5 protein-coding genes, 7 pseudogenes and 1 other annotated feature are annotated in these 11,570 nt (G+C 59.6%); of the genes and pseudogenes, 8 read left to right on the top strand and 4 right to left on the bottom strand.

Translation table 11 applies throughout. The features are described 5' to 3' along the window. Positions 1-134 precede the first annotated feature (134 nt). Positions 135-801: pseudogene (locus NKI37_RS31535) on the bottom strand (IS6 family transposase); the annotation flags it as partial. 293 nt (positions 802-1,094) lie between these two features. Between NKI37_RS31535 and NKI37_RS31530 the strand changes: the two are divergent. From NKI37_RS31530 to NKI37_RS31520, 3 genes and pseudogenes are all read left to right on the top strand, one after another. Then, positions 1,095-1,472, top strand: a complete 378-nt coding sequence (locus NKI37_RS31530; RefSeq protein WP_023690673.1) for a hypothetical protein — start codon at positions 1,095-1,097, stop codon at positions 1,470-1,472. Positions 1,473-1,706: 234 nt separating this feature from the next. Further along, positions 1,707-1,870: pseudogene (locus NKI37_RS31525) on the top strand (DUF1403 family protein); the annotation flags it as partial. A 50-nt stretch (positions 1,871-1,920) separates the two neighbouring features. Beyond that, positions 1,921-2,600, top strand: a pseudogene (locus tag NKI37_RS31520) (IS6 family transposase). Between the two features lie 156 nt (positions 2,601-2,756). Here NKI37_RS31520 and NKI37_RS31515 read toward each other — a convergent pair. Next, positions 2,757-4,676: a potassium transporter Kup gene (locus NKI37_RS31515; RefSeq protein WP_352794657.1), complete on the bottom strand. Its 1,920-nt coding sequence runs from the start codon at positions 4,674-4,676 to the stop codon at positions 2,757-2,759. A gap of 59 nt (positions 4,677-4,735) precedes the next feature. Beyond that, positions 4,736-4,894 (bottom strand): annotated as a pseudogene (locus tag NKI37_RS32060) (IS6 family transposase); the annotation flags it as partial. Here NKI37_RS32060 and NKI37_RS31510 point away from each other — a divergent pair. Together NKI37_RS31510 and NKI37_RS31505 are read left to right on the top strand one after the other, a co-directional pair. Then, positions 4,874-5,023 (top strand): hypothetical protein, encoded by a 150-nt coding sequence (locus tag NKI37_RS31510; protein WP_023703136.1) that lies wholly within the window; start codon positions 4,874-4,876, stop codon positions 5,021-5,023. The pseudogene NKI37_RS32060 and the gene NKI37_RS31510 sit on opposite strands and share 21 nt — an antisense overlap. A gap of 155 nt (positions 5,024-5,178) precedes the next feature. Beyond that, positions 5,179-6,068: pseudogene (locus NKI37_RS31505) on the top strand (IS3 family transposase); the annotation flags it as partial. Further along, positions 5,430-5,546: a sequence feature (AL1L pseudoknot), on the top strand. Its footprint overlaps the pseudogene before it by 117 nt. On the opposite strand, the pseudogene NKI37_RS31500 reads toward NKI37_RS31505, so the two are convergent. Beyond that, positions 6,047-7,493: pseudogene (locus NKI37_RS31500) on the bottom strand (IS30 family transposase). The pseudogenes NKI37_RS31505 and NKI37_RS31500 sit on opposite strands and share 22 nt — an antisense overlap. Before the next feature lie 30 nt (positions 7,494-7,523). On the opposite strand from NKI37_RS31500, the pseudogene NKI37_RS31495 reads away from it, so the two are divergent. The 3 genes and pseudogenes from NKI37_RS31495 to virD4 all read left to right on the top strand — a co-directional run. Next, a pseudogene (locus NKI37_RS31495) lies at positions 7,524-7,826 on the top strand (integrase core domain-containing protein); the annotation flags it as partial. Between the two features lie 211 nt (positions 7,827-8,037). Beyond that, positions 8,038-8,904, top strand: a complete 867-nt coding sequence (locus NKI37_RS31490) for a hypothetical protein (RefSeq protein WP_352791808.1) — start codon at positions 8,038-8,040, stop codon at positions 8,902-8,904. A gap of 243 nt (positions 8,905-9,147) precedes the next feature. After that, positions 9,148-10,893 carry a type IV secretion system ATPase VirD4 gene (gene virD4 / locus NKI37_RS31485; RefSeq protein ID WP_352791810.1) on the top strand — a complete coding sequence of 582 codons (1,746 nt, stop codon included), beginning with the start codon at positions 9,148-9,150 and terminating at the stop codon, positions 10,891-10,893. Positions 10,894-11,570 lie beyond the last annotated feature (677 nt).

Below are 11,570 nucleotides of genomic sequence, written 5' to 3'. Positions count from 1 at the left end.
CTCTGTCGTCGTGGCGCTCCCATGAAGAACCTGGCCCATAGCGCATCCTTTGATTCGGACGAAAAGTATGCGCCATCAAAGTCTGGGATCAAACACGTAGGTCGAGCGGTACAAACGCGTCGTGATATCACCAGCGCCATCGCGCTGAGGCGATGAACATGTATGGCGAGAGCAGAACGTTTGGGGCGGGACGAAGAGGTTGCGGAGGGCTGACAAGGTCGAGACGAAGCGTTGCAGGCCTCCCGGCGATCGGACCTCTGCATCATCCGCTCCCGTTTTCGCGGCGGCACATGGGAATTCTCCGCTCCGTTGTTCAACCCCTTGTGCGACCGGTGCTTGACCTCCGGCATCACCTGTCGCTTTGCCGCTCCATACGAGCGCAGCTAGTCGGTGATCATGCGCTTCGGCGTGAGCCCCTGCTTCTTCAACGGCCGCGTCAGCAAGCGCTTGGCGGCCTTGGTGTTGCGGCGGTTTTGCACGATTTCGTCCAGCACATATCCATCCTGGTCGACGGCGCGCCACAACCAAAGCTTTTTGCCGGGCGATGGTGACGACCACTTCGTTCAGGTACCAGACATCATTCCGGCACGGCGGCTTGCGGCGCAAGCAGCGAGCGCAGTCCAGCCCGAACTTAGATGCCCCACCGGCGACTTGTCTCATACGAAACCACGATGCCGCGTTTCAGCAGCATTTCCTCAACCAGACGCAGGCTCAGCGGAAACCGGAAATAAAGCCAGAGCGCGTGGGCGATAATAGGCGGCGGAAATCGGGGGGCGTGTAGCTGACGGCGGGCGTATTCATGCCCCCCGGCGTCCATGTCGCAAATCTTGACGATTGCTTTGTGTGTCAAGCCCGCCGCAGGTCTCAACGCGTTCATATGCAGACATTGTGAAAATCGCCCTATTCCGCCTTTTTTTACCGCCCCTTAAGTCCCCCGCTCGCATGCTTGTCGATGCATTGAACTCATAGCGATCGGCCAAGGATTTGGAAAATATGTTTCCGCTCGCAGCAGAAAACGTGAGAGTCGCTGTAGGCCTAACGTCAAGGGGAGAGAGCGGTTTGATTGGACGAAATGGGTACCGGAGTACCGAGTCATGAAGCCACGAGGTAATCTGGTCCGACTGAAGCAATTTCAGGTGAATGAGAAGCGACGACAGTTGCACCAGCTAGACATCATGATTGCCGATTTCGAACGCATGGCGCGAGAACTGGAGTTCCAGATAAACGCCGAGGAAACGAAGGGCGGCATCTCCGATGTCAATCATTTCGCTTATCCGACGTTCGCCAAGGCCGCTCGCCTACGTCGTGACAACGTCAAGAATTCGCAATCGGACCTTCTGCGGCAGAGAACCGCAGCCGAGCCATGCCTCGCCGAGGCTGAAGCAGAGCTCTCCAAGGCGCAATTGCTAGAATCGCGCAGCGGCAGAGGCCACGACCTCGAACCCGGCAACCGAAGCGCCATGATCGGCTGAGCCGGACGGCTTCAGCGCGCCTCAATTCGCGACACCGACTGGCCGTTGGCGCGCGAGAGGCGTGCGGCCACTGTAAAGATATCAGCGTCTTGATGCAGCGATAGCTGGTCGGGACGGCTGTCATGCTGCGGCGACATACGCGATTTTGTCCAGATTTGCATAGCGGCGTTACGCAGGTATGGGGGAAAGTGGAATTGGTTGGCAATCGGATCATCGGTGGAGACGAACCGCTGCCGGCGGACCGGCGCCTGGCGGCAACGCCTGGCGCTTTCGGCGGCGGCGGTAACGGCAAAGCAGGCTGGCCGCGTCGAGGATGAAGCGGCCCCTGCGTGATGCCGTTCTGCTCACGGCCGGGAGACGGGGTCGGCCCCGCCGGCCGGATGCTGCTCGCTTGGCGCGGCACCGTAAAGTCAACCGACAGCTTATGAAGATGTGCTTACATTGGGCCATGTCAGAAGTTGCTCGTGGTCCGCTCTATGGTCGCCACCGCTTTCCCCCGAGATCATTGCGCACGCGGTATGGCTCTACTTTCGCTTTCCGCTCAGCCTGCGCATGGTTGAGGACATGCTGGCGGCCCGCGGCATCATCGTCACGCATCAGACCGTTCGAAGCTGCGCGGAGAAATTCGGACGGCATTTCGCCCAGGAGATCAATATCAGCCGGCTGCCTGGGCGACAAATGGCATCTCGACGAATGTGTCGTGGCTATCAGTGGCAAGAAGCAGTGGCTCTGGCGTGCCGTCGATCAGGACGGCTTCGTCCTCGAAGTGCTGGTACAAAGCCGCCGAAATGCCAAGGCGGCAAAGCGTCTGATGCGCAAGTTGCTGAAAGCTCAAGGGCGGACACCACGGATCATGATCACCGACAAGCTCCGATCCTATGATGCCGCCATGCGCGACCTCTTGCCCGGCGTCGAACACCGGTCGCACACAGGCCTGAATAATCGAGCGGAAAATTCGCACCAGCCGACCCGACGACGCGAAAGGATCATGAAACGCTTCAAGTCGGCACGCCAGCTTCAGCGGTTCGTTTCCATCCATGATCCGATTGCCGACCTGCTCACTTTCCCTGCAATGCGCTGTCATCGGCTCAACATCGAGACCTGCGTAACGCCCCCATGCAAATCTGAACAAAATCGCGTGTGTCGCCACAGCGTGACAGCCGTCCCGGCCAGCTATCGCTGCATCAAGCCGCTGAAACTTACAGTGCCGGGCGCGCTGCTACCTGATTTTCCTTACCGCTCAATCAATCTGACAGCACCGATTCTTCTCAACCGCGGCATGCCCTAAATAGCCACTTGCGTTCCTATCTCGACGACGCGTCCGGTCGGGATCTGGAAATATTCGGTCGCATCGGCGGCCGTGCGTGCCAGGCCAATGAACAGCTTGTCCTGCCACACCGGCATGCCCGAATTGGGCGAGGCTTTGAGCGAGCGCCTCGACAGGAAGAAGGATGTCGTCATGATGTCAAACTTCCAGCCTTGCTTGCGGCAGGTCGCCAGCGCGCGCGGAATGTTGGGCTGCTCCATATAGCCGAAGGTCAGCGTCACCCGCATGAACAACTCGTTGACTGTCTCCATCTTGACCCGCTCGCTGTCGGGCACCAGCGGTTGCGGTGCGGTGACCACCGACAGAATGACGTTCTGCTCGTGCAGCACCTTGTAGTGCTTCAGGCTGTGCATCAGCGCTGTCGGCGCGCTTTGCGGATCGCTGGTCAGGAACACGGCGGTGCCGGACACCAGCTGCGGCTTCTTCTTCAACAGATTGCCGGCGAGGAAATCGAGCGGGATTTCGTTGCGCCGGGTCTTGTCGAACAGATAGCGGCTGCCGCGCACCCAGGTCCACATCGCCAGAACGATGGTGAAGGCCACCGCAAGCGACGCCCAGCCGCCCTCGAACACCTTGACGATGTTGGAGGCAAAGAAGCCGATGTCGATGAACGCGAACACCGCCGTCATCGCCACCGCCACCCACAGGCGCCATTTCCAAATGCGCGTCATGACGACGAACAGCAGCACCGTCGTCACCAGCATGTTGCCGGTCACCGAGATGCCATAGGCGGAGGCCAGCTTGCTCGATTCGCCGAAACCGACGACCAGCAACATCACTGCCAACGCCAGCATAACATTGACGCGCGGCATGTAGATCTGGCCCGACTGCCGTTCCGACGTGTGCAGGATTTCGAGGCGCGGCAGCATATTGAGCTGCACCGCCTGCCGGGTCAGCGAGAAGGCGCCGGAGATGACCGCCTGGCTGGCGATAACCGTCGCCGCGGTTGCCAATACCACCATCGGGATCAGCGTCCAGCCTTCGTTCATCTCGAAGAATGGATGGCCGACGACGCCGTTCTTGGCCAGCACGAAGGCGCCTTGCCCGGCATAATTGAGCAGCAGGCAGGGAAACACGATCGCCAGCCAGGCCAGCACGATCGGCTTGCAGCCGAAATGGCCGAGATCGGCATAGAGTGCTTCGGCGCCGGTGACGGCGAGGAAGATGGCGCCGATGGTCACGAAAGCGACGTCGGGCGAATTGATCAGGAAGGCGACGATGTAGTGCGGGCTCACCGCCCACAGGATTTCTGGATCGGCGATGATGTGGTTGAGACCGGAAAGGCCAATTGCCAGGAACCATACGGCGGTCACCGGGCCGAACACCAATCCCACCCCGCCGGTGCCAAAGCGCTGCACCGCGAACACCATGGCCAGGATGACCAGTGTCAGCGGCACCACATAGGGCTGGAAGGTCGGCGTGACGACGTTCATACCCTCGACCGCCGACAGCACCGAAATCGCGGGCGTGATGACCGCGTCGCCGAAAAACAGCGAGGCGCCGACGATGCCGATGCCCAGGATCACCGCCGACCGCTTGGGGAAACTGCCGCGCGCTAGCGCCATCAGCGACAGCACGCCGCCCTCGCCGCCGTTATCGGCGCGCAGCACGAACATGATGTACTTGATGGTGACGATGATAGTCAGCGACCAGATGATCAGCGACAGCACGCCGAGGATATCGCCGCGCTCGGCGACATTGCCGCCCGACGACGCCACCAGCGCCTCACGGAACGCGTAGATCGGGCTGGTGCCAATATCGCCATAGACAACGCCGAGCGCGCCTAGCATCAGCACCTTGGTGCTGTCCTGTTCGATTTCGGGATGGCTCGATTGTTCGACGGGTTCTGCCTCGCTACCAGCATTGGTAAGGGCCATGGACGACACTCCGATAAGGGGCGGCCCTCTACCTTTGCTGCACTGCAATATCAAGTGCCGCGACGTAATGGCTCCGTATGCGGACCGCATTTGTCGCCGCACCGGCGGATTGTCTCATACGAAACCACGATCCCGCTCCCAGGCCATTTCCTCGACGAGACACAGGCTCAAGGGGACCTGAAGGAGGGCCAGACCGGATGGGCGATGATCTGCGGCAGGAAACGATGGCGCTGCTTGTAGCTGACGGCATATCTTTCTCCTTTGTGTGTCTGCCAGACGAGCGGGCGGGCACGGAAGTGGTCGCGCTCTACTGCCAGACATACTCGTCCAACCTGATGAAAACCTGACTTGTACACCCAGCCCAAACAGGTGCGAGGGGTCGGTTATTACCAAAGGCTCTGAGGGCCTGATTCTCTAAGGTTTCCGCCCAGATTGATCCGTGCCCCTTGTTGTGTTCCGCCCCGGGTTGATCGGAGGCTCCAACTCCTGAGAAGGTGGAACCATGACAAGCAAGGCGACCAACAAGTTCTCTCCCGAGGTCCGGCCCCCCCGCGGTGCGGCTGGTTCTGGATCACGAACGCGAGCATACGTCGCGCTGGGCGGCGGTTTCATCGATCGCCGCCAAGATCGGCTGCAAGAAAGCCGAGCGTGACGGCGGCGTGCGCGCCGGAGTTCCCACGGATGCTGCGACGAAACTGAAGGCTCTGGAACGCGAGAGCCGCGAGCTTCGCAGGCCAACGAGAGCAAGGCTTCCGCGTATTTTGCCCAGGCGAAGCTCGACCGCCGGTTCAGGCCACGATCGCGTTCATCGACGATCACCGCAAGGCGCATGGGCTTGAGCCGATCTGCAAGGTGCTGCCGATCGCCCCGTCGACCTACCACGACCATGTCGCCAAGCGCGTCGACCCCTGCCGGCTGTCGGCTCGGGCAAGATGGGATACAGCCTCGAAGCATGAGGTCCGACGGTTTGAGGCGAACTTCCGCGTCTACGGCGTTCGCAAGGTCTGACGGCGGTTGCGTCGCGAGGGCTTCGACGTCGCCCGCTGCACGGTTGCCCGCTTGATGAAGGCCATGAGCCTCGAAGGCATCGTCCGCCGATCCGCACTGGTGAGCGACAAGGCCGCACCTTGCCCTCTCGACCACGTCAACCACCAGTTCCACTGCTCCGCGCCGAACATGCTGCGGGTCTCCGACTTCACCTGCGTCGCGACCTGGACGGGCTTCGTCTATGTCGCCTTTGTCATCGACACCTATGCCCGTCGGATCGTCGGCTGGCGGGTGAGCCGGACGGCGCATGCAGCCTTCGTTCTCGATGCCCTGGAACAGGCTCTCGATGATCGGCGGCCCGTGCGGGGAGGCGGGCTCATCCATCACAGCGATAGAGGCAGCCAAGGCGGATTCAAGCGGATCGTCGCAACACCGGCATCATACTGTCCCCCAAGGAGTTGGTCGAGGAGTTCGGCAGGTGTTTTCCAGCCGAGCGTTTTGCGCGGTCTTGTGTTGATAGCATGGGCGACTGCGTCCAGTTCCCGGGCTGTGTGCCGACTGAGATCCGTGCCCTTTGGAAAGTACTGTCTCAGCAAGCCGTTGGTGTTTTCGTTGGAGTCTCGCTGCCACGGGCTTGGGGATCGCAGAAGAAAATCTCGAGCCCGGTGTCGATGCGCAGGTCGGCTGCTGCGCCATTTCCGCTCCATGGGCCCAAGTCAGCGACTGACGCAGTTGCTCGGGAAGTTTGCCCATGGATCGGGCTATGGCTCTGCGGACTGCTTCAACGCCGTGGCCGGCAAGTGGTGGACCGTTCTTGATGCGCAGGCTCTGCTGATAGCCATTGCATGCGCGGCAGGTGAAGCACGCATTGTGAAGCGTGAACTTCGTTCCACGAGCGTACCGATCGCCTAGCTTCCGAGGCCAAGGATGAGGTCGCCTTCCCAATGTCCGGGGACAGCCCGATCGGCAACTTCGGCCGGACGGTCGCTTATTATAAGGGCGTCTCCAATGAAGGACTTGTTGCGAACTCGGGCCCGTTCGCGCGGTACGCGCGTTCGGGCGGTACGCGCAACGCTCGGCCTGAACGCAGACATGGGGTCAGTCCTCGGCGCAATGCTCCGCGTCCTTGAATGTACAAGGACTGATAGATCGTCTCGTGGCTGATCCGCATGGTTTGATCCTCTGGGTAATCGATCTGAAGCCGATTTAGCGATCTGCTCGGGGCTCCAGGTTGCCGACCACCTCCGGCTCTGTCGTTTTTTCCACACCCACCTTGGGGCCCTCGAATGAGGCGCCATTGGGGTTGGTGACTTTGCCGGCCAAGCGCTCCTCAACTATTCACGCAGAGCCGGATTGACCGCCAGCTTGCCAGGAGGCCGGCGGGACTCACGATCCGCGTGCCATTGGGCGGCACTGGCCGGTAATCCAGATTGCCGCTACGCGTCGCGGCATTGCGCCTGACCTCCCGCGAGATTGTGCTCGGCGGCCGACCTAGCTTACGAGCAATGGCCCGGATGCCGATCCCCTTGGCAAGCTCAAGCGCAATATCCTCGCGCTCCCGAAAGAAAGATATCGCCCCGAAGGCGGCTTCGCCCACGGCGCCAAATGCGTTGGCGGCATCCCTCCTGTACTCCGAAACCAGCGCGGACCAAGAGGCGTTGATGTACCGGCATCCAGTGCGGCCTCCTCGCTCGAATGTCCCAAGGCAATAGCTTGCCAGAACCGGAAGTGATTCTCACGCTGCCAGGCAGGCGGACGCCCGGGCGAATCCAGCTTCTTTCGAGTGCACCGATCTAAGCGCGTTGGTGAACCGTCATTGCAACCTCCAATCCCTTGGTGTTGCGACGACCGGTTGAATCCGCCCAACACGTCAGCATTCAATACACCGAGCGCTTGGCGGAGGCCGGCGTCGAACCCGCAGTGGGCAGTGTCGGCGACTCTTTCGATAATGCTCTCGCCGAAACGATCAACGGTCTTTACAAGGCCGAGGTGATCCATCGACGCGGACCCTGGCGCTCATTCGAGGCCGTCGAGTTCGCCACGCTCGAATGGGTCGACTGCTTCAACAATCGCCGGCTGCTGGAGCCCATCGGCAACATCCCGCCGGCCGAAGCCGAGGAACGCTACTACGCCATGTTGGATGAACCAGCCATAGCCGCGTAACTCAAACGAAACGGCCTCCGGAAAGCCCGGGGCAGTTCACATCGCATTTGATGCCAGCTTCATCGTATTTTCTTCGGCTTGGACGGGCACTTGGCAGACCCACAGAGCTGGGAACCCTTTGCCATACTACAACTGTAACATCATATCGGTTTAGCAGGTCAAGCTTCGGTGGTAACCTCATTGGGTAGAATAACTACTTTGGAGGCGAGCAATGGATCGCGATAACAAACGCGCACGCGCAGCTGCAAGATCATCTCAAGGCGTGGGGAGCAGTAGCCTCCGTGACGTTCCAGAGGGGCCATTAAGCGATGTTGCAGAACGGCTGGTAACCGCTAACCCGCGCGATACAGCGCGAAATCTTGGGGGCTTCAAAGGCCTCGGGACGCACGAGCGAACAGCCGTTCGGGGCACTCAACCCGGGCCAGAAACTGACCTCGCGAGATTTGAAAGGCGGACCAATCGGCTTGGACGATCAGCCATCAATCTGGCCGCGACATTAACAGCCGAATTGGGGTACAGCACGGATGACATAGCATTGCAGAAAGTCGGAGCGGCCAGTAATCTAGGCAATTACCTAACGCCAGGGCTGCAAGATGCTATTGTTAATCGCATTGGCAACATGGATCCGCCGTCGCAAGCTCTCGGAACTTATTACGTTGCGCCACACTTCAGTAAGTTTACTGAGGAAAATAAATCTCGCATTCTTGATCAGGCCATTGGATTGGCTTCTTCTGATCCGGATGGCAATGTCAGGATGATGGCATCCAATGCTATTCTCAACATGTATCCCCAGTTAGACGCAAATCAACAGGCCCAAGCTCACTCAGTTTTTCCCGGCATGCAAGACATCTTGCCGCACATGCCGCCGCCGCAGCATGCAGCAGAGGAACGGAGTGCGAATCTGGACGGCCACATAGCAGGTATTGAGGCTGCAGTCCGTGATACAGTAGGCCCGCAAACCTCCTATGAACAGCTGCAGCGGGGTGCTCAAATCGGGCGGTCCATAAACCACGCCTTCAATCACGCCCGAGAGGACCTAATGGAGGCCACCAGAAGCAGAGATCGCTCCGGCCGTTGAGGTCTCGGCTATGGTACAGTGACGCTTTCTCTCCCGAAATCCGTTTACGGCCTTGCCGTTTCCAATTCGCTGGCCGTTGACGTACCTGTTAGAGTAACTTTCAAAAACCACGTTTGCCGGGTGATGCGCTGCAAGCATCGCACCACCCACTGCGGCATCAATCTGAGCGGCGACATCGCGCGACGCCGGTTCGGTCTCTCAAGCACGCGCAGCATTAGCTACGGCTAATCCGGCAATGGAACAATGCTTTCAACAAAAACGACGCCCCCCAACATAGCCATTAGCATCGCGTGCTCACTCGCCGTGGGCTTCTGTGCGGCAAGTCTTTACGCAACCTTCCGCCACGGCGGCAGCGGCGAGGCTCTGATGGCGTTTGATGTCCGTGCCTTTTGGTTTGAGACGCCCTTCTATTTGGGTTTCGCAACCCCCGTTTTCTATCGGGGCGCGGCTATCGTGCTCTCGACGTCCGCGGTCGTCTTGCTGATTCAGCAGATCGTATTGCGCCGCAAGCTCGAACACCACGGGACAGCTCGTTGGGCTCGAGTGGATGAAATGCGACGCACGGGATATCTGCGACGATACCGTGGCGTGACAGGGCCGGTGTTTGGGAAGACAAGTGGCCCTTTCTGGCCTGGCTACTACCTGACCAATGGCGAGCAGCCTCACAGCCTCATCGTTGCACCGACCCGCGCTGGCAAGGGCGTCGGCATAGTCATTCCAACGCTACTTACATTCAAAGGCTCGGTGATAGCTCTGGACGTCAAGGGGGAGCTCTTTGAGCTCACCTCGAGGGCGCGCAAAGCCGCAGGTGACGACGTGTTTAAATTCGCGCCGCTGGATTCGGAGCGGCGCACAAACTGCTACAATCCGCTGTTGGATCTTATAGCGCTGCCTCCACAGCAGCAATTCACCGAAGCCCGCCGCTTGGCCGCAAACCTGATTACGGCCAAGGGGGAGGGCGCGGAAGGTTTCGTCAGCGGCGCGCGAGATATCTTTGTCGCGGGAATCCTTGCCTGCATCGAGCGGGGCACACCAACAATCGGCGCCGTCTATGACCTCTTCGCCCAGCCGGGGGAGAAGTTTAAGCTCTTCGCGCGACTCGCCATGGAGACTCAGAACAAAGAGGCACAACGCATCTTCGACGACATGGCGGGGAACGATACGAAAATCCTAACCTCCTACACTTCCGTGCTCGGCGATGGCGGGCTCAACCTGTGGGCGGATCCCGCTGTAAAGGCGGCCACAAGTCGCTCGGATTTTTCGGTCTATGATCTTCGCCGTCGCAGAACGTGCATCTATCTTTGCGTTGGTCCGAACGACCTTGAGGTGATCGCGCCTTTGATACGTTTGTTTTTTCAGCAAATCGTTTCAATTCTGCAGCGGTCGCTGGCCCGTCGGGATGAAAAGCACGAGGTTCTCTTCCTGCTCGACGAGTTCAAGCACTTGGGTAAGCTGGAGGCGATCGAGACCGCAATCACGACTATCGCGGGCTACAAGGGGCGTTTCATGCTCATCATCCAAAGCCTTTCGGCACTGACGGGGGCTTATGGAGAGGCTGGCAAGCAGAATTTTCTCAGCAATACCGGACTGCAAGTGTTCATGGCCACGGCTGATGACGAGACTCCGAACTACATTTCCAAGGCCATCGGTGAATACACGTTTGAAGCCAAATCGATTTCCCACAGCCAGGCGCGAACGTTCGACTGGACCATTCAGAATTCACATCAAGGTGCACCGCTATTGCGTCCCGAACAGGTTCGGCTGCTCGATGACGACTACGAGATTGTTCTTATCAAAGGTCTGCCACCATTAAAATTGAGGAAGGTGCGTTATTTCTCGGATCGCATTCTGAAACGCATCTTTGAAAGCCAGACAGGCGCCCTCCCGGAGCCGGCGCCCTTGACGGGAGCAGAGGAGGCGCTCCCCGCCGAATCTCAACTCGATGACCCGCTGTGTGAATTGGCGCAGGACTTTGACGATACAGTTTGATGTGAGGCTAGTATGAACCCGCGAAATAGTAATCCATCCCGTGTAACAGCTTTGTCGCAGGTGCAGGACGCCGGCTTGGAAGACGGGCAAGCGGGCCAGGCCCGGCGAGTGGGCTTTGAGCAGCACGTGTCCGAGGCGCTCCGGCCGCTGTTCGATGGTCGAGCTGACGAGCCGCCAACCAATCCAGAGGAGCTTCTGCGACTGGAACAGGGGGTCTCGCGAGGTGCTTCAGCGAGGGCAGGATCATCAAGCCGCCTCATCTTTTTTCAGCAACCCAGGGATGGCGATGGACGGGATGACCTCAACAGAAGCGTGTCGGAGTCTTTCGCAAGCTCTGGGACGCCGGAGTTCGGGCCGTCGCCCCCAGTCTTGGCTGCCAGCCAACAGCAGATCCGCCCTTCGCCGGATGAGCTTGACCAGGGCAACCACCTGCCACCCGAGTGAGTCGTCCCAAAAATGAACATTCACCAGCGCTGTTGTGGCCAGCGGAGACGCAGAGGGCCCTGAATGCGCCGCAAGCCGTCGCCATTCAGCAGCAGGCTGAGCGAAATCGGCAATTCAGGCGGCCGCGTGCATATGCAGAGAGGCGCTGATGCGATCTCCGGACCGGTAGCTCTCGCTGTAATTGATCAGGCTGGTACTGTTGGAAGGCTTGATCAGCCTCGTCACCCCAATCT

Source organism: Mesorhizobium sp. M0626, from assembly GCF_040320665.1.
Taxonomy (GTDB): Bacteria; Pseudomonadota; Alphaproteobacteria; order Rhizobiales; family Rhizobiaceae; genus Mesorhizobium.
Note: the sequence above shows the minus strand (reverse complement) of the source record. Positions and strands in the feature narration are given on the sequence as shown.

Coding starts and splice junctions, on each gene's coding strand:
- NKI37_RS31515 (WP_352794657.1), bottom strand. CDS start 4,676: ATGGCCCTTACCAATGCTGGTAGCGAGGCAGAACCCGTCGAACAATCG.
- NKI37_RS31490 (WP_352791808.1), top strand. CDS start 8,038: ATGGATCGCGATAACAAACGCGCACGCGCAGCTGCAAGATCATCTCAA.
- NKI37_RS31530 (WP_023690673.1), top strand. CDS start 1,095: ATGAAGCCACGAGGTAATCTGGTCCGACTGAAGCAATTTCAGGTGAAT.
- NKI37_RS31510 (WP_023703136.1), top strand. CDS start 4,874: ATGGGCGATGATCTGCGGCAGGAAACGATGGCGCTGCTTGTAGCTGAC.
- virD4 (WP_352791810.1), top strand. CDS start 9,148: ATGCTTTCAACAAAAACGACGCCCCCCAACATAGCCATTAGCATCGCG.